This window comes from Victivallis sp. Marseille-Q1083 (assembly GCF_903645315.1).
In the GTDB taxonomy this organism is placed as follows: Bacteria; Verrucomicrobiota; Lentisphaeria; order Victivallales; family Victivallaceae; genus UMGS1518.
Map to the genome: position 1 here is coordinate 281,910 of NZ_CAHJXL010000002.1, position 21,938 is coordinate 303,847.

Annotated in this window: 16 protein-coding genes; 6 read left to right on the top strand and 10 right to left on the bottom strand. The window is 58.4% G+C overall.

Features of this window, described 5'->3' with window-relative positions; all coding sequences use genetic code 11:
- Positions 1 to 2 precede the first annotated feature (2 nt).
- From HWX74_RS17195 to HWX74_RS17210, 4 genes are all read right to left on the bottom strand, one after another.
- Positions 3 to 2,246: a hypothetical protein gene (locus HWX74_RS17195; RefSeq protein WP_176014818.1), complete on the bottom strand. Its 2,244-nt coding sequence runs from the start codon at positions 2,244 to 2,246 to the stop codon at positions 3 to 5.
- Between the two features lie 193 nt (positions 2,247 to 2,439).
- Entirely contained in the window at positions 2,440 to 3,195 is a 756-nt protein-coding gene (locus HWX74_RS17200) for a prepilin-type N-terminal cleavage/methylation domain-containing protein (protein ID WP_176014819.1), read from the bottom strand.
- A gap of 50 nt (positions 3,196 to 3,245) precedes the next feature.
- Positions 3,246 to 4,391 (bottom strand): substrate-binding domain-containing protein, encoded by a 1,146-nt coding sequence (locus tag HWX74_RS17205; protein WP_176014820.1) that lies wholly within the window; start codon positions 4,389 to 4,391, stop codon positions 3,246 to 3,248.
- A gap of 105 nt (positions 4,392 to 4,496) precedes the next feature.
- Positions 4,497 to 5,522 (bottom strand): nucleoside hydrolase, encoded by a 1,026-nt coding sequence (locus HWX74_RS17210; RefSeq protein ID WP_176014821.1) that lies wholly within the window; start codon positions 5,520 to 5,522, stop codon positions 4,497 to 4,499.
- A 301-nt stretch (positions 5,523 to 5,823) separates the two neighbouring features.
- On the opposite strand from HWX74_RS17210, the gene HWX74_RS17215 reads away from it, so the two are divergent.
- Entirely contained in the window at positions 5,824 to 7,074 is a 1,251-nt protein-coding gene (locus HWX74_RS17215) for a Gfo/Idh/MocA family protein (RefSeq protein ID WP_176014822.1), read from the top strand.
- Positions 7,075 to 7,264: 190 nt separating this feature from the next.
- Positions 7,265 to 8,425 (top strand): DUF819 domain-containing protein, encoded by a 1,161-nt coding sequence (locus HWX74_RS17220; protein ID WP_176014823.1) that lies wholly within the window; start codon positions 7,265 to 7,267, stop codon positions 8,423 to 8,425.
- Positions 8,426 to 8,495: 70 nt separating this feature from the next.
- On the opposite strand, the gene HWX74_RS17225 is transcribed toward HWX74_RS17220, so the two are convergent.
- The 5 genes from HWX74_RS17225 to HWX74_RS17245 all read right to left on the bottom strand — a co-directional run bounded on the left by HWX74_RS17225 (position 8,496) and on the right by HWX74_RS17245 (position 13,147).
- On the bottom strand, positions 8,496 to 9,311 hold the full coding sequence (locus HWX74_RS17225; RefSeq protein ID WP_176014824.1) for an SGNH/GDSL hydrolase family protein: 816 nt from the start codon (positions 9,309 to 9,311) through the stop codon (positions 8,496 to 8,498).
- A gap of 119 nt (positions 9,312 to 9,430) precedes the next feature.
- Positions 9,431 to 9,628: a hypothetical protein gene (locus tag HWX74_RS17230; protein WP_176014825.1), complete on the bottom strand. Its 198-nt coding sequence runs from the start codon at positions 9,626 to 9,628 to the stop codon at positions 9,431 to 9,433.
- Between the two features lie 370 nt (positions 9,629 to 9,998).
- Entirely contained in the window at positions 9,999 to 11,021 is a 1,023-nt protein-coding gene (locus HWX74_RS17235; RefSeq protein WP_176014826.1) for a DUF6786 family protein, read from the bottom strand.
- Entirely contained in the window at positions 11,021 to 11,926 is a 906-nt protein-coding gene (locus HWX74_RS17240) for a polysaccharide deacetylase family protein (RefSeq protein ID WP_176014827.1), read from the bottom strand. Before HWX74_RS17240 ends, HWX74_RS17235 begins: the two co-directional genes overlap by 1 nt.
- 36 nt (positions 11,927 to 11,962) lie before the next feature.
- Positions 11,963 to 13,147, bottom strand: coding sequence for a Xaa-Pro peptidase family protein (locus HWX74_RS17245; protein ID WP_176014828.1), 1,185 nt, complete (start codon positions 13,145 to 13,147; stop codon positions 11,963 to 11,965).
- A 250-nt stretch (positions 13,148 to 13,397) separates the two neighbouring features.
- Here HWX74_RS17245 and HWX74_RS17250 point away from each other — a divergent pair, with 250 nt between their 5' ends.
- The 4 genes from HWX74_RS17250 to HWX74_RS17265 all read left to right on the top strand — a co-directional run bounded on the left by HWX74_RS17250 (position 13,398) and on the right by HWX74_RS17265 (position 20,470).
- Entirely contained in the window at positions 13,398 to 14,417 is a 1,020-nt protein-coding gene (locus HWX74_RS17250) for a LacI family DNA-binding transcriptional regulator (protein WP_176014829.1), read from the top strand.
- A gap of 131 nt (positions 14,418 to 14,548) precedes the next feature.
- Positions 14,549 to 16,669 (top strand): hypothetical protein, encoded by a 2,121-nt coding sequence (locus HWX74_RS17255; RefSeq protein WP_176014830.1) that lies wholly within the window; start codon positions 14,549 to 14,551, stop codon positions 16,667 to 16,669.
- A gap of 220 nt (positions 16,670 to 16,889) precedes the next feature.
- Complete coding sequence (locus HWX74_RS17260) at positions 16,890 to 17,579, top strand: type II secretion system protein (protein ID WP_176014831.1); 690 nt, start codon at positions 16,890 to 16,892, stop codon at positions 17,577 to 17,579.
- Between the two features lie 26 nt (positions 17,580 to 17,605).
- Positions 17,606 to 20,470, top strand: a complete 2,865-nt coding sequence (locus HWX74_RS17265; protein WP_217705002.1) for a hypothetical protein — start codon at positions 17,606 to 17,608, stop codon at positions 20,468 to 20,470.
- A gap of 99 nt (positions 20,471 to 20,569) precedes the next feature.
- On the opposite strand, the gene HWX74_RS17270 is transcribed toward HWX74_RS17265, so the two are convergent.
- Positions 20,570 to 21,913: an MATE family efflux transporter gene (locus tag HWX74_RS17270; RefSeq protein WP_176014833.1), complete on the bottom strand. Its 1,344-nt coding sequence runs from the start codon at positions 21,911 to 21,913 to the stop codon at positions 20,570 to 20,572.
- Positions 21,914 to 21,938 lie beyond the last annotated feature (25 nt).

A 21,938-nucleotide genomic window follows, 5' to 3' on the forward strand; every position in this document is an offset into this window, starting at 1 on the left:
GTTTACTCCGTTATGGTTGATTTCGGCGGTTCCGGCAAATTTTTGCCGACCGCCAGGATCTTGGTTTCTTTTTCCTGCATCGGCAACTGGAATTCGGTCAAGCGGCGCCCGATCAGGGTATCGCCGGTGACATCGTAGACATCCAGCGCTTCCGGCAGTTTGACGGTTTTGGTGCCGGCTTCCGGCGCGGTGATGCACAACCACGCCGCGTTGGCGGCCAGGTTGTCGTTGCTTTCCAGGTAGATGTGGACGCCGGCGTCGCGGAAGATTTCCCGCAGCACTTCGGCCGGAACCGGCGTCATCGGCACGTAAACGCTGGTCCAGTCGGCGAATTTCCGGCTGACCATCGCCGGATCGCCGGTATCGGCATAGCGGCCGATCACCATCGTGCCGGAAGCGTCCGCCGCCGGCACGAAACGCGGCGAAAGTTCCGTTTTCATGCAGTTTTCGACCAGATCGGCCTGTTCCAGCAGCCGTTCCGGCAAGCCGAAGCGCTGGAGGCCGCGGCCGGTCGGCTGTTCCAGATTGACGACGACTCCGCCGGAATCCTGGACGGTGAAGTCCAGGCCGGTCAGCTGCTTCATTCCATCCAATGACAGGCTGTGCTCGGTGACGAAGCCGGGCGCGTAATACCAGATCAGTGTCTTGCCGTCCCGTTTGAGCTGCTCAACCGCCCGGCGTTCGGCATCGGTCAGGAAAAAGCAATCCAGGAAAATATACACTTTGTGATCCGGAATCAGGCCGTCGGCCAGATCGTCGATCAGGAACTTGCTGAACGGTGCGCCGCTGCGGCACAAGTCCTCCAACTGGCCCTGTTCGGCTTCATACATATTGCTGGTCCAGTCGAGATGGCCGCCGAGGTAGAATTCGCTCTGCGGCTGGGAAATCACCGCCACTTCGGCGATTTCCCGCCGCGGCAGTTGCATGGAATAATCCGCCCAGCGGTTGATCCGCTTGAAATCTTCCCGCAGGGCCGGCGCATCATACCATTCGCCGGACGAGTGGTCCATGTACCACATGCCGCTGTTGGCGCAGACGACATTGCCGAACGAACGGCGCAGCACCTGCTGGGATTCCCAGAGGTTGTTGCAGAGCGTCGCCCAGTTCTTGGGGAAGCTCAAATGGGTGCGGTCGTCGGCTTCATCGATGAACAGCTTGCCGTGCAATGCCAGGCTGGCCGGATAATTGCGCAACGCGCCGTCTTTGCCGGGGCCGCGCCGATGGTAGGTGTGCGGGCCGGCGATGGCATCCAGCGAAGTCAACCGGTGGGCCGCGCCGGCGGCGCGGTGATGGATGTATTTCTCGTGCCAGTTCATATCCGGGCTGTAGCCGTACAGCGTCACCGTCAGCAGCCGGCCGTTGCTCTCGTCCTTGACGATCCGGCAGAAATGATCGATGGCGTCGACGGTCACCTGATGATAAGCTTCCCAATAATCCATGCAGCGCCGGCCGAGTGCCGGGTCTTTGAAAATGCCGTAATCTTCGGCATACAGTTCGCTTTCGTCCGGTGTCGTCGCGTTGTCGAACGTCACGGTATCGTCCTGCCAGGCTTCCCGCAGCGATTCGAGGTTGTTCCGGTAACGGTTGCGAAGGTAATTCCTGAAATAACGCTCCATCGCCGGCGTGTTGTCGACGCCGTACTGATGCCATTCGCCGCCCTGGGCGGTGCTCAATACCACGCCGATGACCTGATCGGCATACGGGGAATCTTCGATATAGCGGACCATGCGCCGCAGCGCCGCGCCGGCCTGCTCCAGCCACAGCTCGGAAGCGAAGGATTCATTGCGCTTATCGCTTTCGTCGTGACCGAAAAAAGCCTCTTCCGGATGTTTTTCCAGCCACCAGTCCGGCGCCCACAGATGGATGCGCGGCAGGAAATAACCGTTCGGACAGCGCTGGGCCGTCGTCGACAGCACCCGCTCCATGATCGAATAATCGGTCGTGTAGTCATCGGTCCACCCCAGGTCGAGGAAGGAGGTTTTTTCGATGAAGGAGTACAGTTTGACGCCGGCTTCCTGGAAGGTCCTGGCGTCCTTCGGAGCAATTTCCTGTTCGAACAGAATCATCGGAAACAAAGGCTGTTCATTGATAAACAGCCCGGGGCTGCCGTGGTAATTCTGGATGGTCGCTTGGGGCATGGTGTGGTCCTCGGTATGGCGTGGTTCGGCGTCGGCGGCGTGCAACATTCCGCCGGTCAGCATCAACGACAAAGTCGCTCTGCGGATGGTTTGCGGTAAACTTGGCATAACGATTGCATTCCCTGTGGGTTGAAATATCCGGTGTACCAATCCATGATATAATCCGGATTGGCCCAAAAATCCAATCGATTGATCGGGATTTCAAACTTTTTTTTGAAGTATTCAGAAAAAGAGCCGGAGAAAATCATCCGGCTCGTCGGAGAGATTATTTTGTCATCACTTAAATTATGTGATTGATTGTTTAATAATCACTTCCAGAACGGAATTCCAACGCTCCGCCTGTACCCCAGGAGGCCGGCATCCAATATTTGTAGCCAAGCGTGAATTGTGCTCCCAACAAAGATTCGACATGACCGTCCAACATGCAGACATTGGTGCGATTGGAGTGCCGCAATGCCAGCGGATAATACCAGCCCCTTCTGAAATTCGGTTCGCCGCCGCCGTCGGAATTGATGATATTGCCATCACCGCCGTAGCGATTGGTGTCATCATGATCTCCTTCATCCGAAAAACTGTCGCCTGCATAAATTAATGTTGAATTGCGACCGAACTGATCGTATTCCGACATTTTATGTGGCCGCCACTGATCATTGCCCATAAAATGATAGGTCGGCCAACTGCCGAAACTGGCGCTGCTGATACCATAATCACTTTTACGAGAATAGGCAATATCATCGTATTTAGTAGCAGTGGATCTGCCGGCCGGGCATTTGAAGCTTTCGTAACCCATCCCGTAATTGTCCATGAATTCCCGTGGATAAGAAATCCAGACCTCCGATTCGTCAACACCTGGGTAAGTGCCCGGAACCCAGTCGTCGTAATCGTTGGTATACATGAACATCACCAAACCGATCTGTTTCAGATTGCCGACGCATTTGATCGCCTGCGCCTTGGCTTTGGCTTTGCCCAGCGCCGGCAGCAGCATACTGGCGAGAATGGCGATGATCGCGATTACGACCAGCAATTCGATCAAAGTAAAACTCTTTTTCTGTTTCATTTTTTCCTCCTGGTTGTTCTTTAAGGTTTCAATGCGATTGACTTATTAAATCATTGATACAACTTTACACTGTTTCTGATCAGGATTTCACCGCGGCCGGCAATCATTTCGCCGTTGGCGTTCGGATTGGCGATCGCCTTGAGCATCAGTTCCATCGCCAATTCTCCGGCATAGGTTCCGGAAAATTCGAAGGTGGTCAACGGAACCGGACAGGTGGCCGCTTCCGCCAGGTTGTCACAGCCCATCAGATTCAAATCGTCCGGGATGCGGATGTTATTTTCCAGCAGGAATTCCATGACGCCGAACGCCTGCCAGTCGGTCGAGCAGAAAATGGTGTCGAATTTCCGCAATTTGGCGATATCGCCCGCGCAATACTGTTGAATGCCGGCATAAGCGTTCTTGCGGTTGGCGTCTTCGATATTGAGCAGTTCATAGTCGAAGTGATAGAGCTCCGCCGCCCGGGACAGCGCCTGGAGCCTGGGATTGCCCTTCAGAAAGCAGGGGCCGACGTAAAGCAGACTCTTCATCCGGTTTTCGGCCAGGAAGCGGTAGGCGTTGAAAAACTCCAGTTCGAGATTGTCGACCAGCCACCATTTGGCGGTAAGCTCGAAATAATAGTCGGAAATGACGACGTAGGGAATCCGGTTGCCGTCCAGTTGCCGCGCGATGCTCCGGAAGGGTTCCGGCTCGAAGAGTTCCGCCCAGCGGATGATGATCAAGCCGTCGAATTCCTCATAACCGCATTGATCGCCGAGGTCGTGCATCAGGACGGTGACGTTGTGGCGGGCCGCGGCGGCGAAAATTCCCTTCAGGCGGCGCAAATACAATTGCCAGTGGCGGTAGTCGCCCTCCGGCAGAACCACGCTGACATCCGGAATCAGCACCGCGACTTTCAGCGCCGTTTGGGCTGGCGCGACCGGCAGATCCGGAAAATTCACCGATTCCGCTGGCGCCGCCTTGTCCTGCGGACAACCGATGACGAAGGTGCCGACCGGCCGCCGTTTGCACAACAACCCCTCATCGCAGAGCAGCTGCACCGCTTTGCGGATGGTGGAAGTGGAAGTCTCGTAATGCCTGGTCAGTTCATTCTCCGGGGAAATCCGGCAGCCGACCGGCAGTTCCCCGGATTGAATTTTGCGCCGCAAGTCATTGTAGACTTCCTGATACAGCATCGGTTGTTGTTTTACCATCAACATGAGGTTTGTCATCCTTTGTTATCATTGCATTATAATTATATCAAAATTTTTTCCAAAAGTCAATACCCCAATCGCATTTTTTTTGATATTTTATGCAAAATTTTTTCATTCGGCCGGCGGCAACCCATCCTGGGAGGTGAAAAACTCCTCCTGTGCGTTGATTTTCCGGCGGATTCTGGCGAAATTGTGCCGGATGATGAATTTGCCGAAGGACGGATAGCTGTCCGGCTCCGGCAGACGCAACTGCGGAATGAGCCGGTCCGGCACGGTGACGATGCGCTCGCCGGCACGGTAACGGACCGGGCCGGGCTCGAAGGTGAATATGTCGTTCAACGACCGGCCGGTTGAACGGTCGAACTGCTGAAGCAGGTCCGGATAGCTGCCGTCGAGGATCGTGAAAAACGGCACGCTCCACAGATTGCGGGTTGCCGCCAGAAAATCGGCCTGTTCCGCCGGTGTCCAGCGATAGGTTTCGTAGGGGTCGGTCTGCTGGTAAAAGCGGTAAATGTACCACCGGAACAAGGCATCGTCGGTCCGTTCGAAGAGTTCGCTGTGCCTGGCGGTGAAATAGGCACTGTGCGGGCCGCTGCTCCACAAGCCGCATTCGAAGCACGGCACCTGCCAGACTGGCAGCGGAGAAGAAAGAATGCGCCGGTAAGCCGATGCGTCCAGCGCGACATTCCACTCCTGATAGCTGACGGCCGCGTCGCCGGCGACGACCAGGACGCGTTCAATTTTATCTTGCAGCAGTGCCGGGTTGCGGTTGTAGGCCGCCGCCAGGGTCCGCAGGCTGCTGACGACGGTGACGGTGACCGGGCCGGGGACCGTTTCCAGCCAGTCCAGAATTTTTTCCACATTGCGTTGCAGCTCCGGCGGCGAGTCGCTGCCGGGATCGTCCGGGGAACGCAGCGGACGGTTCAGGCCGATGAAAAATGGGTCGCGCCGGCCGATCAGCCGCTGGAAACGCCGGAGGGCGGCACTGCCGCCGCGCGGTCCGGTTTGCTGGTCGCCGTCGCCGTCCAGGACGATGGCGGCGGATTCCAGGCGGTCCAGCGCATAAATGCCGGCCAGGTCGAAATAATCGTCGAAATCGCCGTCGGTGAATAAATCGGTGAAGTGCAATACGTGCATCGTTTGATGAACTCCTTATTCCGTGTTGTCGAAAATGACTGGGATATTTTATCATGATAACGCGGTTTGTCAATTCGCGGTCGGAGTTTTGACGCGCCGGGCAGGGAAGGGGCGGAAAGATTTCCGGTTTTTATGCTTGGCGCGCTTGCTTTCCGTCATATTTTAGATATAATTAAAACAGGCACGTGATGATGGTTTAATGATAAGAAAATGATGAAAGTAAGCGCTTCCCGCCAAAAGTGTTCGGATCTCGGGATCGGCGGAAGGCGCTGCTGGAAAAATGACGGGAAAGGTCTTTTTGATGCCTCCAGTGAAAATTGCGATTGTCGGAGCCGGCTCACGCGGGTTGGACTGCTACGGCGGATATGCCGAAAAACATCCGGAAGAATTTCAGGTGGTGGCGGCGGCGGAGCCGCGCCAGAATTTCCGCCGTGAAATTGCCGAGCGGCATCATATTCCCGCCGAACGGCAATTCAAGGATTGGCGCGAACTGGCCGCGTTGCCGAAACTGGCCGACGCGGTGATCATCGCCACCAATGACGATATGCACCGTGAACCGGCGATCGCCTTCATGGAAAAAGGGTATCATATTCTGCTGGAAAAGCCGATGGCGCCGAGTGCCGCCGATTGCCGGGCGATCAACGAAGCCGCCCACAAGTACGGCGTCCTCTTCGCGGTCTGCCATGTGTTGCGCTATTCGCCGTATTTTGTCCGGCTGCGCAATATTGTTCAGAGCGGTGCGATCGGTGAAATCGTCACCGTGCGGCATCTCGAAAAGGTGTGCTACTGGCATCAGGCGCACTCCTTCGTGCGCGGCAACTGGCGCAATTCCGAGACGACTTCGCCGATGATTCTGGCCAAGAGCTGTCATGATATGGATATCATGCTTTTCCTGCTCGGCAGAAAATGCCGCAAGGTTTCCAGTTTCGGCAATCTGAATTATTTCCGTCCGGAAAAACGGCCGGCCGGTGCGGCGGACCGTTGTCTGGATTGTCCGCTGTGCGACAGTTGCATCTATTCGGCCAAAACCTTCTATCTGCGGAAGCTGTATTCCGGCGACCATTATTGGCCGTTGAATGTCATCACCCGCGATTTTACCGAGCAGGGCGTGTTGAATGCGCTGCGGGAAGGACCGTACGGCCGCTGCGTGTTCGCCTGCGACAACAATGTCGTCGACAACCAGGTGGTCTGCATGGATTTCGAAGGGGATGTTTCGGCCTCTTTCACGATGACGGCATTCACGCCGGACGGCGGCCGGGAAACCGAATTCATGGGGACGCACGGCCGGGTGTACGGCGACGGCCGCTATATCACCGTCCAGCGTTTCGGCGCGGAGGAGACCGTCACCTATGATACGGAAGTGGCCGGCGGCATGTTCTCCGGGGGGCACGGCGGCGGCGACCAGGCGATGATGCATGAATTCTACGAGGCGATCACCGCCAACGATCCTTCGCTGCTCTGTTCCGGGCCGGATATTTCGCTGATGGGCCATTTGATGGCTTTTGCGGCGGAGGAATCGCGGATCACCGGCAAGACCATCACGCTGAGTTGAAAGGCGCAGTCCTCTTGCCGGAGGCAAAAACGGGATGCGGGCGCCGCAGCGTCGCATCCCGTTTTTTTTTGCGAATCGGCGGTTCGTCATTTTTGGCAGTTTCGGATTGAAGCTGCTTGAAAAACTCCATTGCAGGAATCTAGTAAAAGGACGAATGAGCAATGGAACAGCGATGAAATAGAATTGTAACATGATTCAAAACGGTTTCAGCTATCTGGCGCTGCTGGTTTTCCTGGCCGGCGGCCTGAAAATTCTTGAAGAGCGCGTCAAAGGCAAGTGGTTCGAATACGTGCCGGCGGTGGTTTGCCTTTACCTGTTGACCATGCTGCTCGGCAGCTCCGGCCTCTGGGAAATGAATGAGGAGATCCGGCAGTTGTCTGCCGCTTTGCAGGCCAATTTGATGCCGGCGATGCTGTTCCTGATGTTGCTGAAAAGCGATTTGCGGCGTATTGTCCGGCTGGGCGGCCGGCTGCTGCTGGCATTCTTCATCGCTTCGTTCAGCATCGCCGCCGGCTTTATTCTGACGTTTGCCTTGTTTCGTTCGCTGCTGGAACCGGACAGTTGGAAAGCGTTTGCGGCGCTCTGCGGCAGTTGGATCGGCGGTTCGGCCAATATGATGGCGTTGAAGGGAATGCTGGAAGTGCCGAATGCCCAATTCGGTTATACGCTGCTGATGGATTCGGTTGATTATTCGCTGTGGCTGATGGTGCTGCTGGCCCTGGTGCCGTATGCGCACAAATTCAACCGCTGGACGAGAGCGGACAGCGGCGTGCTGGAGGAAATCACCCGCAAGCTGGAGCGGGAGGCGGAACATGACCGGCGGCATATCACGTTCGGCGATTTGATTTTTCTGCTCGGCCTGGGGCTGGGGGTGGCGGCGGTGGCCCAACTGGCCGGCTCCTGGCTGCCGGTCAGCGACTATATCCGGAGTTCGACCTGGACGGTGCTGCTGGTGACGGTGGCCGGCTGCCTGCTGGCGATGACGCCGATCGGCAAATTGCCGGGAACGCTGGAATTGTCCAATACGATGCTTTACATCCTGATCGCCCTGATCGGTTCGATGGTCAATCTGAGCGAACTGCAGGCGGCGCCGCTTTATATTGCGCTCGGCCTGGTGATCATTGCCTTCCATGCGTTGATCATGGCCGGCGCCGCCCGGCTGTTGCGCTTCGATTTGTTCACCTGCGGCGTCGCGTCGCTGGCCAATATCGGCGGCGTCGCGTCGGCGACGATCATCGCGGCGACCTATTCGCCGGTGTTGATTCCGGTCGGAGTGTTGATGGCGATGCTCGGCTTCATTACCGGCACCGGCGTCGGCATGCTGGTCGGCCGGATTCTTTCATTGCTGTGAAGAACTGTCCGGCGCGGGAAACGCGCCGTTGCCCAGCTTGGTCCGGGTTCAAGCTGGCAGACAAGCCGGGTTACTTGATGTCCTCGTCTCCGGGCAGGATGACGCCGGGATGCTTCTTCAAGCATGCCGCGCTGTTCACATCGAGACCGAAGGCTTTGAAGATCAGCGCCGCCATCTCCAGGTGGCCGAGCGCCCCCGGATGGATTGTTTCCCCGAGCCAGCTGTGCAGCACCTCCGGGTCGGATGCGTGTTTTTGCCAGAATTTGAAATGGTCGATCAGGATGACATCGTTGTCGGCCGCCGCCTGGCGTATCACCTCCATATAGGCGGGCAACTGCTCGTAGCGGAGGATATAGCCCTGATAATAGCCGTCCAGCGGTTCACCGTCCGGCGAGACGTAATATTCGATCGTGTTGCTGGTCTGCAGAATCGGAATGGCGTCGTCGGTTCGCACCCGCTTCACCAGTTCGTCCAGGTTGGCCCGGAACGCGTCCGGCGAAACGCCGCTCGGAATATCGTTGGAGCCGATCATGAGAAACACCACGTCCGGCCGCCGGTCGCGGACCATCGTGTCGTAATTGGCGAGCAAATCCTCCGAACGCCAGCCGCTGCGGGCGGCGTTGATGACGATGTCGCCATAATGACGCAGTTCCCAGGTGAACATCTCCTGGAAGATTTCCGGATAGGCGCGCCAGCCGTGGGTGTGTAGGGCGCCGTGGGTGATTGAATCGCCGTAAAACACCCAGGTGCAACGGCTGTTCCGGCCTTCTTTCAAACGCTGTTGAATGACCGCCAGATCTTCCGCCGCGCCGCCGCGTGCCATCAGCGGCAGCAGCCAGAGGCCGAGCAGCAGCACGGTCAGACTTTTCCATTTCGTATTGAACATGTTTCCTCCTTTACAGGGTTTGAATGTGAATGATCGCCATGATCCGTTTTTTCAAGCCAGCCGCAATGCCAGGCGGAAGGATTCGCTGAATTTGTTCACGAGCTTTTCGGAAAACTTGATTATTCATAACCGGAAACCGCCAGCAGCAAGTCGTCGTTCGCGTCATAGATGAGATGAAAAGAAAACCATTGAAATGGTGAAAAGCGATAAGTATAACGATAAATTTTAACCGGCTGGTCGAGGGGAAGCTGCCAGAGCGGAAAGCCGCCGGCTTCAATCTCGAACAAGGAGGCCGGCGTTTCGGCAAATTCGGACAATTGCTTTTTTATGGTACTCCGGGACGACCCGGGGAGTATGTCCCGATACGCCCGATCCGTGCGATTCAGGCAGAAATACACGCCTGCCATCGTCAATAATGCCAGAATTCCGACAATGCCGATAAACCAGGAAAAAAAAGTTTTAATTTTTAGTTTCATTGCCATCTCTTTGCCCCGGTTCTATTATAGAATGTCTCCTGGCTTTTTACCAGTTGGAATTGCCGCTTTTCAGCAATTTATGTCGTACGCCGGCCGGCGGCAATGGTCCGCAGCGTTTCCTGCGGTACGTTCCGCGGTCCGGAAGAGCCCGGAGCGAGATGGGAAAATGGCTCCAAGCCGTTTGACTTGGAGCCACTCCTGGCGGCGATGATCAAGGAAGAACGTCTTGTCCGGCAAGCCGGGCTGCGGTGGACAGGACCGCCTCGAGGCTGGCAAAATCACCCTGCAGCAGCCAGGTGGTTGCCTCCAGTGTGCTGCCGGTGACGCGGCCGGCCTGCAACGTCACCGGCGCCAGCGCTTCCAACTCAAAGAAGCCCAGTGGCCCGCCGGTGAAGATGCTGTAGACATCGCTGGCGGAAAAAACACCGTGCGGCTGGTCGTTGTCGGCGAAATTCAGATAGCGGCCGGCCGGATCGACCGGCGTCCGCCGGCAGATCAGGAGTTTGCGCTCCGGCAGCCAGGCGCCGATCAATTTCGGCTCCGCCGCCTGGCTGATGCCGAGCTGCAACCGTTCCGCCGCATTCAGGCGAAAGGTGAAATATCCCCGGCCGAATGTCAACTGCGGAGTCGGATCGCCATAGAAGTCGGTATTGACCGCCCGGCGGGAATCGCCGCCGACCAACGCGAAGCCGATGGCATCGCCGGACAAGTCGAATTGTTCCAGCGACCAGGCGCTGATTACGAAATCGTCGATCCGTTGCGGTTCCTTCAAGTGAAATGAATCCCGGGAGTGGTAACCGGTGGCGGCAACGGCGTCCAGTCCTCGAAACGCCGCCGCCGGCAATGGCCTGACGGTTCGCGTTCTGGTCATTTCCACTGCAATATTCCGCCGGTTGCGAAGGCGGATCGTCTGGCTGGCGGTAATCTGCCCGGCGGCGACTGCGACCGCCGGCCGAGCCGCGGCGATGCCGGGCTGAACCAGCCAGCCGGGTTCGCCGGGCAGATAGTTGAATGCCAGCGGGCCGCCTTCCGGCGCCGGCCACAGCGAGTTGCCGCCCAGATTGTCGTATCCGGCCAAACGGGGACCGGCTGCCAGGCGCCGGTCGAAACGGTGGAGCAGTTCCCCCTGGAGCGACGCCAGAATCCGTCCCTGGAAATGCGGACTGACCATCACTTCTCCGTCCCCGGACGGCAGGCTTGCCAGTTCCGGGTCGAGCTGCAGCAGCCGTTCCATTATTTCACCCCTGCCGCATAGTCCAGCGCCACTTCCGCCGCGGTCTTGAACCTGCCGCCGGCCGCTTTCAAGCCGGCCAGCACCCGGTCGAATTGGCGGCAGGCCTCTTCGCCGCAGTTCTGAGTGATAAACGGCAACGGCCGGACGCTGGCTTCGCCGTAGTCGATCGCCCCCGACGGCATCGGATGAAATTCCCACGGGTGGAAGTAAAAACACAACACAGGATGGACATGGCGTTCGCTGACGTAATCGACGAAGCCGGCCGCCTTGGCCAGCAGCGCCTCGGCGCCGGCGGTCCGGAACAGCGGCCACTGGTCCCGATCGCGCTGGCAGGGATCGCGGCTTTCCATCGCCAGGTCGCAGAAATTCGGAATTTCCACCAATTGCAAATCGCCGGGTTCCGTCCAGTCTGCCGCCGAAGGATGGTAGGGCGCCAGGCGGTTGCGGTAAAAGAACAGCGGCAGCGAAGCGTCGGCGAGATAGCCGAGCGCCTCGAGTTCCCGAACCACCCGGGTGCTGCCCCACAGCCGGGGACAGCGGAAACTGGTCGGCCGGGTTCCGCCATTGGCTTCCTGTACCAGACGGGTCGCCTCCCGGATGCGGCCGGCCACTTCAAAGTCGCAAACCGGCCAGTTGTTCGGCAGGGGAAACAGCGGATCGCCGAGCGTCTCATGATAGAGCGAATGACAACCGATCTCATGACCGGCTGCTGCAACCTGTCGGACAATCTGCGGATGCTGCGAGGCGGCATGACCGGTCCAGAAAAACGTGGCGCCGGCGCCATGGCGCTCCAGGAGTTCCAGCAGCCGGAAGGTGCCGAATTTGACTCCTTCGTAAAAATCGGTGAAACTGCCGATGTCATTTTCCATATCGATGCCGAGCACCACGTCGAATTGCGTTTCCATTCAAACAACCTTTCCTGAGTTTTCCTGAATATAACTTCAGAATTCGAAATGGTCCAGGTCGGAATGGCGTTTATCCAACGCCGGGCTGAACGGCACCGCGCCGGCGGCGGTGATCTCATAACCGCTTTCGATACGGATGCCGTTGAATTCCGGATGGCCGAAGAAACTGATGTCGACGCAGACGGTCATGCCGGGTTCCAGCACATCGTCGCTGTTCGGGCCGAAAAATGGCCCTTCCGCCTCGTTGAGGCCGATGGTGTGGGCGAACGGGCAGACCAGGTAGGACTCGAAGCCGTGCTGACGGAAATACCGCCGGGCCGGCGCGTCGATTTCCCGTCCGGTCAAGCCAGGCTGCAATTTTTCTCGGGTCAGGACGAACGCTTCACGCAAATACTTCATGCTCTCAATCTGCCGGGCCGAGTAGACTCCGTTGACCGGCAGAGCGTCGCCGACCACGCCGGCGTAACCGCATACTTTCGGCGCGATACCGATCATCACCATCTCGCCGTCCTGCATGATTTTGTTGGTTGAGGTCGGCACTACGGCGTTGCTGCGGCTGCCGCTGCCGACGATGGCGGTGAAGCCGAAGCCGGTGGCGCCGCGGCTGCGCGCGGCATATTCGCCGGCTGCCGCCACTTCGATTTCACTGTTGCCGACGGCGATTTTCGCTTTCATCGCTTCATAGGCAAAATCGGCCAGCTTGAAAGCGGCGCGAATCTGTTCAATTTCCCATGGTGATTTCCCGGCGCGGAAAGCCAGAAATTCGGTCGTGATGTCGGAAATTTCCACACCGGCGAAACCCGCTTCGATCTCGCGGCGGCAGCGGTAGGGCATCCGGTCGCCGCCGACCAGGCCGATCCGGCGAACGCTGCCGAGGGTTTGCTGCAATTCGGCGAACAATTCCGGAAAACCGATGATTTCGGCGGCCGGGTACTCTTCGTCCGGCACCATGAACACCGGAAAATTCCGGGTATTCTTGACCGCGCTGTCCTGCCGGGCGAACGGTTCGCTTTCGGGGCCGCCGAGCAGCATGGCCGGTCCCTTGCGGGGCACCAGCACCGCTCCGCTCTCGAACTGCGGACACCAGCCGGTCAGGTACCAGCCGTTGGCCAGGTTGCATTCATCGTAATAGACCAGGGCCAGGTCGAGATTTTTGGCCTCCAGCAATTTTTTTACGGCGTCGAGACGTTGTTCACTTTCACTCGCAATCAGGTAACTCATGAGCCTTCTCCTTGACTTTGGGACCATTTAGGGGTGGTGAAATGTTATATTTAACAGTTCTATGTTAAAAATGTCTGGATTTTCGGAAAAATCAAGCGCCGATTGGAAAAAAATCTTGTATTTTCACATTTAAATGTTATTTTTAACTTTATAAAAGCGGAAAACCAAACTGAAACGGGACCGAAAAAAGCCGGCATTTTCGAATGACGATCACTGTGAAATCAATTTAACTTTGCGGAGTGGGTGGAAAATGAAAGCGAGCAAATCCAAAGGGGTTTCGATCGAAATGATCGCCGCCGAATGCGGACTCAGCGCGATGACGGTAAGCCGGGCGTTGCGGCAGCAGGTCAGCGTGGCGGAAAAAACCCGGGAAAAGGTCTATGACGCGGCGGCCCGGCTGGGGTATTTGCGGTTGTCGCGGGCCGGGCGGAAACAGAATGAACCGGAAGCGCAGCACCGCCGGCTGATCCAGTTGATCGTCAGCACCCAGCAGGGATCGATGGCGCGGTTTCACTCCGAAGTGATTGCGCTGCTGGTCCAGGATCTGGCGATGCACGGTTTCGAGTGCATCATCCGGACGACGGACTGCAATTACACCAATTTCCTGCGGCTGATCGAAACGGCCAAAAACGCCGACGTCGAGCGGACGGTGATCATCGGTTCGTTTTCCGACGCCGAACGGCGGGCGCTGTTGGTCGCTTTGCCGAACTCGCTGCTGCTGGACGACTCCGGCCGGGACGTGCTGGAAGCGGCGTACAGTTCCTTCGCATTCGACAATACCTGTGCGGCGGCGCTGGCCGTGCAACATCTTTTGAAGAATGACCGGCAGCGGATCGCTTTGATCACCGGGCCGGCCGAACATTATTTTTCCCGGGAGATCGAATTCGGTTATCGCGATACGCTGGAAACCGCCGGTTTCGAACCGGACGATCAATTGATTTTATACACCGATTTTACGGCGGAAGGCGCCCAGGCGGCGGTCAATACGCTGCTGAACCGGCAGATTCCGTTCGACGCCATTTTCACCAACGATGAAATGGCCGCCGGTGTTTACCGGGCGCTGTACGAACATAACCTGCGGATTCCGGACCAGATTTCGGTCTGCGGCTGTGACGGCCTGCCGCTGGGAGAACAGCTTTATCCGCGGCTGACGACGGTGATGCTCGACTACCGGCAACTGGCCAAGCAGGCGGTGGAATGTATTTTGAACAGCAATGTCAACCCGATGAAAATCCGCCTGATCCCTTCGCTGCTGGTCCGGGAAAGCTGAGCGCCCCGGCGGCGGCTTGCCGGGATGAAATAAAGAACTTATTCAGCCATTCCTCCGCGCCGGCGATGCGGCCGCGGAACGGTTGACGATGTGTGCACGATGCAAAAGCAGGAAAAAGAAGGAGCTTGACGATGGAGTCGATGATGCAGGCGCCGGCCGCGCTGACCTTTCCGCATTTTCCCAATCCGGTATGCTGCTTTCTGTTTCGCAACTGGAATATCGTCCCTCTCGCGAAACTGGCGGGTTTGATCGGAGCGACACCGGCGCAATTGCGGGAGCTGGCAAAGCGGATGGGATTGCCGCCGGCCGATGACCGCCATGCCGCGGCATGGCGGAGCCGGGGTTATTGTACAATCATCCGCCAGAATTGGCATCTGCTGACCGAAGCGCAACTGTTGGAATTGCTCGAACTCTCGGCCGGCGAATTGGAACATATGCTGAAGGAAGACGATTTCCTGTGGGCGAAGCTGGGCTATCTGAAGCCGGCGGCGACCCCGCTTGGCTACCGGCCGCCGAGCGCTGAAGAGTGGAAGCAACTGGAAAAGTTGCGGCAATGGATCGAAGCGGACTTTCCGCCGGAACTGCGGTCGTTCCGGCCGTTTGAATTCCGTCCGGGTGCAGTGGCCGGGGCGGCCGGGTCGCCGCATCTGCGGATGATTTACCCCTATTGCGCCTCCTATGGCGACTGGTTGCTGGATGATGCGCTGTCCGACTTTCCGGAACAATTGCTGGCAGAATATCAACAGGCCGGCATCAATGCGTTGTGGTTGCAGGGGTTGCTCTATCAACTGGTTCCCTGGCCGGGCCGGGCGCCGGCTTTGTCGGCCGGTTTTGAACGGCGGCGGCGCAATTTGCAGCGATTGACCGAACGGGCGGCGGGGTACGGCATCCGGATCCTCCTGTATTTCAACGAACCGCGCAGCATTCCCAAACGTTATGCGGCCGAATTTGCCGATTTGAAAAGTTTCGAACTGGAGCGCGAAGTGACATTGTGCACGTCGCGGCCGGCCGTGCTGGATTATCTGCGCCAGGCGACAACCGAACTGTTCCGGGCCTGTCCGCTGCTGGGCGGCCTCCTGACCATCACCCGGTCGGAGAATCCGACCAATTGCGCTTCCCACGACCGCAAGGGCGAATGCCCGCGTTGTGCGAAGCGGCCGACGGCGGAAATCATCGCCGAGCTGCTCAACGCCTATGCCTCCGGCATTGCCGCCGCCGGTTCGGCGGCGCCGGTCCTGGCATACACCTGGGCCTGGGACGCAGAGGAGATTGAAGCGACCATCCGGCGCCTGGCCGGCAACATTTCCGTCCTGACGGTCAGTGAATGGGGCGTGCCGACCGATTGCGGCGGCTATTGTTCCGAAGTGATCGATTACTCGATTTCCCATCCGGGGCCGTCAGCGCAGGCGCGCCGCAACTGGCAACTGGCCGGACAAGGCGGCCTGGGAAGGGCGGCGAAAATCCAGATCAACAACTCCTGGGAGATGAGCGCGGTTCCCTATCTGCCGGTTTTCGCACTGGTCGAAACCCATCTGAACCGGCTGCGGGAGAGCGGTGTCGCGGATTTCATGCTCTCCTGGACTCTGGGCGGCTGGCCATCGCCGTTGATCGGCTTGCTGTCGGCCGACCGGGAAACGATCTTTCGTTCACTCTACGGCGAACCGGCCTTGCCGCTGCTGCTGCGGGCCGATGAACAACTGAGCCGGGCTTTTCAACTTTTCCCGTTCGACAAGGTGTCGGCGATCTATTACGCGCCGGTCAACTGCGGGCCGATGAATCTGTTGTTCGCGTCGCCGACCGGTTATCGCGCGTCGATGGTCGGCTTTCCCTACGACGATCTGGCCACCTGGCGCGGCATCTATCCGGAAACGCTTTATGCCGAAACCTTCCGGACGATGAGCGAGGCGTGGGACGCCGGCGTGAAGCTGCTGGAGGCGGCGGCGGACCTGGTGCCGGAAGCATTGCACGATAATTACGACGAGTTGCGGCGCTATGCGCAGGTGACCGGCGCCCATTTCGCTTCGGCCGCCAACCAGATCGCCTTCATTCTGCTGCGCTCGGAGCCGGAGAAAAATAAGGAAGAGCTGCGGCAGATTCTGACCGATGAGATTCGGTTGGCGGTCTTGGTCAACCAGTTGCAGCACGAGGACGCTAAAATCGGTTTCGAGGCGAGCAATCACTATTACTATACGCCGAACAGTTTGATGGAAAAAGTATTGAATTGCCGGCAGCTGCTCGAATCTTTGCATTGAAACGGGCGGTATGATCGATTGTTTGATTTAACATTTTTGTTGTTATTTATTTTGATTTTTGTTATGGAAAGGGGTTGACTTTTTTCGTTTTTTGTCCTATACTTTAAATATGGATAATATTTCGGCGAACAGTTCGTTGGGGTGGTAAGGAAAATTGCCGGAGTGTTGTGAAGCGGTACGGAATCAGAAATCTGAAACAGAAGGAAGGCGAGTCTGAAAGATGAAGAACAATGAAAAAATTTTCACATTGATCGAATTGTTGGTCGTGATCGCGATTATCGCGATATTAGCCAGTATGCTGCTGCCGGCGCTGGGCAAGGCGAAGGCGGCGGCCCAGCGGATCAAATGCACCAGCAATCTCAAACAGGTCGGACTTTATCTGACGATGTACGGCAATGACCATGACGACACGATCGTCCCGGCGCTGTCGGAAGGCCTGCCGTGGGGAATGCTGTTGTTCCGGGCCGGCTTTTTCGGCGGCAGCAAGACGGAACCGAATACCGACAGCGAATTCGAACAGGAGATTCTCTATTGCCCGGTGGCGAAAACCTATGTCGGGACGGAAGTGCCGAGCCTGGCCGGAAAGCAAAACTGGCTGAGCGGTTATTACGTCTACGGTCTCAACTGGTATACCGGCGGCGGCGATCTGGCCGGCTGGCCGAAGACGCTGAAATTCACCCGTCTGGAGACGCCGAGTGAAACGATGTTGCTGATGGAGACCAATCCGAATGGAATATGGACGGGGTATTATGCCAATGCGGATGCCAATTTGCATGACAAGCGCCATGGCGGGACGATGAACTGCACCTATTCCGACGGTCACCTCGACATCAAGAAATATCTCCCCGGCGAAGTCAACAGCGAAGATTTGCCGTTCTGGGGATTGAACAATACGATCACCTTCAATTGATGCGGACGATGAAAAGGAGATGGCTGATGCTGACCGGCATGGTCCTGGCCCTGGGAATGAGTGTGCCGTCCGGTGCGCTCGAAGCAGAATCCACCGTCGACGGCGCAGTCGTGCGCACATCAAAACTGGAGCTGGAAATCGCCGCCGGCAAGATCGTCCGGATCAGGGAATTGACTACTGGAGTGGAGTTCGGCAGCCCGGCCGGCGCCGCCGCCGGTATTCCGGCCGGATTGGGGGTGTTCGACGGCGATGCGGCGGAATTGAGCCGGACGCATATTCAGTGGGGCAATCTTGCCACCGGTTCGCTGTTGGCGCCGCAGACGTTCCGCCAGTATCACCGGCCGGTGGAAGGATCCGGATTCCACTGTGAAGTTACGCCTGATCGTGTGGTGCTGCATTACCGCGGGCTCGGCGGCGGTGAACAATTTTTTCCGGAAGAAACGCTGACGCTGACGTTGTCGGAGGCGGACGGTGCGGTGGCGGTCGTCGCCGCCGGTGCCGCGCCCGGCGGGATTTTCGGCGGGCAGTTGCCGGGGGTCGGTTTGCCGGTCGCCAGCCGGCTGGTGCTGCCGAATTTCGGCGGCATGGAATATCGCGGGACAGGGGCCGAAGGCATTATGCCGTTGGGCGGAGCACCGTTTCTCGAAGCGCCGGTCCTGGCGGCTGAACTGGACGGCGCAGCGCTCGGCCTGTGGCTGGAAGACGATCATTTCGGCCCTTATTACGCATTCATCAGCCGCTTGAACGGCCAGTTTTCGCTGGCTTTCGAGCCGCAGAATCTGATGCCGTTCGAGTCGCAGACTTCCCTGCGGCCGGTGACGCTGAAAATTACCGCGGTTCCCGGCTCCTGGCAGCAGGCGATGACTCCGTATCGCGATTGGTACCGCCGGAAATTCGCCGCTGAACTGGCGGTCCGGGATGCGGTGGAGTGGGCCGGCAGCATCCATGCGGTCATCGACGTCGTCGGCAGTGAGGACGCCGAACGGCTGGCGGCATATTTCCCGCCGGAAACGGTGCTGTGCCACGACTGGAACGGCCGGGCGCCGGACTTTGATACCGAACTGCCGGATTGGACGCCGCGGGCCGGTTATGTCGAAAAGGTGGCCAGGCTGCATGAATACGGCTTCAAAACGATGGCGTACATCAACACTTACTGCGTCAATGTCGGCTCCCGGATTTTCGAGCGGGAAAAGCTGGTGGATTTTTTTCTGACCAGAAAAAACGCGATCTATCAGTACAACCTGACCCGGAAACCGGCGGAGGTCAACGAATTGCTGACTGGCACCATCGTACCGCAACTGCCGGGGGCCGGGCCGCTGGACGGCATCCGGCCGGGACAACTGCTGTACGGCGACCCGTTGTCAAGGCGCTGGCGCGAATTCCATGCCGCCCAGGCCGCCGAATGGAACCGGGGCACCGGCACCGACGCCAATTATGAAGATACCGCCGGCTGTGCCGGCGATTTCGGCAACGGCGTCGTCGACGGGCTTTCGGCCGGGGAGGGGACGGTGGAACAAATGCGTTTGCTGCAGAAAACGCAGCCGCAGGTGCCGATGGCATCGGAATACGGACCGCCGGAAATCGCCTTTGCCGTCAAGTGGCCGCTGAATTACGCGCAAGTCTGGGGAGATGACGCCTGGCGGCGTTACCGGCTGCATCATCAACTGCCGGTGACGGCTTTCCTGTTCGGATATTCGACCTGGGTGCCGTCGGTGGCGGCGGAACGCGATTTCCTCAAACATACGCTGATGGCGGTTTCCGATGCGGCCGGCGGCATGGGCGTCGTCATGGGGGCGGCTTTCGAGCCGGAATCGGTCGGCGGTTTTGCCGGCCTGATGACGCTGCGGACCCGCATTTTTACGACCAAACGCTTGAAGCCGTATTTCCCGCCGCAACCGGCCGGCGAATACATTCGCTGCGTTTACCGCGGCATCGACGGCATTTATCGTTATTATGACGACGGCACACTTCAACAGATGCTGGATCCGGACGGCGTACCGCTTTACGGACGGCTGGACGGCGCCGGTTCCTATGCCGGCAGCTTGACTCTGCCGGGCTGGCCGCTGCGGCGGGGAAATCGGCTGGAAGGATTGGATCCGAAACGTTCCTATGCGCTTTTTCCGGCCGCGCCGGAGGAGGGGGATGCGGCGGCTTTCGAGTTTGACCCGTTGCCGGAGGGCGTCTGGCTGGAGCGCTACTGCGATACCCCGGAACTGGTTTACTGCGAATTCGTTTGCGCTCCGGAACGCATGCCGGAGCGTTTCAGGCTGAAATGGCAGGAGACTTTTGCGGAAGTATCGGTCAATGGCCGGCGTTGTCCGGCCGCCGGGCAAGTTGACCTGGCCGGTCCCTATCCGGTGCGGATTGTTGCGCTGCGGCAAGCCGGCCGGCCAGTCATTCCCGGAGAAACTCTCGAGACGGCCGGTGTCATGGTGCGGAACCTCGGCAGCAGCGGCATCGGCGAGGGGGAAGCCGAACCGTTGGCCGTATTGCATCGCGGAAGGTTTGCCGACGGCGAGGAACGCTATCGGCTGGACGGCCGCCGGGTCCGGCGGCTCGACTGGTTGATCAAAGCGCCGGAAGAAAATTCGGAATTGCTGTTCCACTTGCAGAATGCCGCCAATTCTCACGGCAACGGCACGGTTGTCCGGCTGCTGGTGAACGGTGTGACCGTCAACGAATTGGATTGCCGGCCGGAAGCGACTACCCAGGTTCCCTGGGCATTGTCCGGCGCATTCGACACGGATTTGCATGAATGGCGGGTGCCGCTGGAGCGGTACTGCGGGGAAAATGTATTGATTACCGTCGAAGTGGACCCGAAAGGGGACAGCAACGGCGACGAGCAATATATTTCGATTCCACGCCTGGTGCGAGCCGGCGACGGGCTCTGACCGAACAAGTGCATCGATAAGGTGGATTCAGACGATTTCGCTTTTGAACGGGCAGATCGTGTCAATCCGGCCTTATCGATGAATTCTATCGGTTTTCCCTTAGCTCAAGCGTCGCCAACTGCCCCGGCGGTAATAGCCGAGACCGATCAGCGCCGGCGGCAGCGTCGAAAGCGCCATGCCCCAGCAAACGCCAACGAATCCGCCCCCCCATACCATGCCGAAAAGCCAGCAGAGCAGCAGCCGCAGCAACACTGCTTCCAGCAACGCGTTGAAGAGAGCCAGCGATGCGGCTCCGGTTCCGGTGGCGAAGGCATCGCAGGTGTACATCACCGCGTAGGCCAGGCCGCTGAAGGAGCAGAAAATCCGCAAGTAAACCACGCCCGTCCGGATCACCTCCGGATCGGAGTTGAAGCAGCCGATCACCTGGGCGGCGAAAAGCTGGATCAAAACCACGGCGGTTCCGGTCGAAAGCAGGCTGAGCCGGATTCCGGCCAAAGCGGTTTCGGCAGTGCGGGCGATTTGGTTGGCGCCCAGATTCTGGGCCGCCATGGCGGTGACGGCCTGGCCGACCGCCCAGCACGGCATACCGGCTAGCGTACTGATTTTCAGCCCGATTCCGGCCGCCGCCGCGACGGCGACGCCATAGCGATTGAACATCCCCGTTACCAGCAGAAATGCCAGATTGACCACCAGCATCTGCAAGGCGGACGGAATGCCGGTTTGTAAAATACCGGCCACCTTGTCCGGCCTCATTACCAAGCTCCGCAACCTGAAGCCGCAGAAGAATTCCCGCTGTTTCAGATGGCCGAGCGCAACCGACAGGGCAACTCCCTGGGCGGTTACCGTCGCCCAGGCCGCTCCGGACGTTCCCAGTTGCAGCCAACCGACCAGCAGTAAATCGAGGACGACGTTGACGACTGCCGCCACCGCGACGAATTGCAGCGGCCGCCGCGAGTCGCCGCGCCCGCGCAACAGTGCGCAAACGGCATTGTAACCGAAAATGGCAATGGTTCCGCCGCTCAAAATATCCATGTAGGCGACAGCCTCCGGCAGCGCTTCGTCCGGCAATTCCAGCCAGACGAATATCTGTCTGCTCAGCATCAGGCCGGCGACCGTTACCGGCAGCGCCGCCAACGCCGTCAAGGTAAACAATGTGCCGATGGTTTCCCGTTCTCCCCGGCGATCACCCGCGCCGCGGGTGCGCGCCACCAATACCGTACCGCCGATGGTGATTCCCTGGCCGATGCCGGCGATGATGAAGCAGAGCACCGAGGCATTGCTGACCGCCGCCAGGCCGGTGCTGCCGACGAAACGGCCGACCACGATCATATCGGTGATATTGTAAAACGCCTGCAGCAGATTGGCGAAAAACAATGGGACGGTAAAGCGGAAAAGCTGTTTCGATACCTTTCCAACCGTAAGATTCTGCGCGAATTCCTTCATGATTCCGATTCTTTTTTTAAATGAC

Coding starts and splice junctions, on each gene's coding strand:
- HWX74_RS17220 (WP_176014823.1), top strand. CDS start 7,265: ATGATTCAAAACGGTTTCAGCTATCTGGCGCTGCTGGTTTTCCTGGCC.
- HWX74_RS17225 (WP_176014824.1), bottom strand. CDS start 9,311: ATGTTCAATACGAAATGGAAAAGTCTGACCGTGCTGCTGCTCGGCCTC.
- HWX74_RS17260 (WP_176014831.1), top strand. CDS start 16,890: ATGAAGAACAATGAAAAAATTTTCACATTGATCGAATTGTTGGTCGTG.
- HWX74_RS17215 (WP_176014822.1), top strand. CDS start 5,824: ATGCCTCCAGTGAAAATTGCGATTGTCGGAGCCGGCTCACGCGGGTTG.
- HWX74_RS17235 (WP_176014826.1), bottom strand. CDS start 11,021: ATGGAACGGCTGCTGCAGCTCGACCCGGAACTGGCAAGCCTGCCGTCC.
- HWX74_RS17205 (WP_176014820.1), bottom strand. CDS start 4,391: ATGTTGATGGTAAAACAACAACCGATGCTGTATCAGGAAGTCTACAAT.
- HWX74_RS17210 (WP_176014821.1), bottom strand. CDS start 5,522: ATGCACGTATTGCACTTCACCGATTTATTCACCGACGGCGATTTCGAC.
- HWX74_RS17270 (WP_176014833.1), bottom strand. CDS start 21,913: ATGAAGGAATTCGCGCAGAATCTTACGGTTGGAAAGGTATCGAAACAG.
- HWX74_RS17255 (WP_176014830.1), top strand. CDS start 14,549: ATGGAGTCGATGATGCAGGCGCCGGCCGCGCTGACCTTTCCGCATTTT.
- HWX74_RS17250 (WP_176014829.1), top strand. CDS start 13,398: ATGAAAGCGAGCAAATCCAAAGGGGTTTCGATCGAAATGATCGCCGCC.
- HWX74_RS17245 (WP_176014828.1), bottom strand. CDS start 13,147: ATGAGTTACCTGATTGCGAGTGAAAGTGAACAACGTCTCGACGCCGTA.
- HWX74_RS17195 (WP_176014818.1), bottom strand. CDS start 2,246: ATGCCAAGTTTACCGCAAACCATCCGCAGAGCGACTTTGTCGTTGATG.
- HWX74_RS17240 (WP_176014827.1), bottom strand. CDS start 11,926: ATGGAAACGCAATTCGACGTGGTGCTCGGCATCGATATGGAAAATGAC.
- HWX74_RS17200 (WP_176014819.1), bottom strand. CDS start 3,195: ATGAAACAGAAAAAGAGTTTTACTTTGATCGAATTGCTGGTCGTAATC.
- HWX74_RS17265 (WP_217705002.1), top strand. CDS start 17,606: ATGCTGACCGGCATGGTCCTGGCCCTGGGAATGAGTGTGCCGTCCGGT.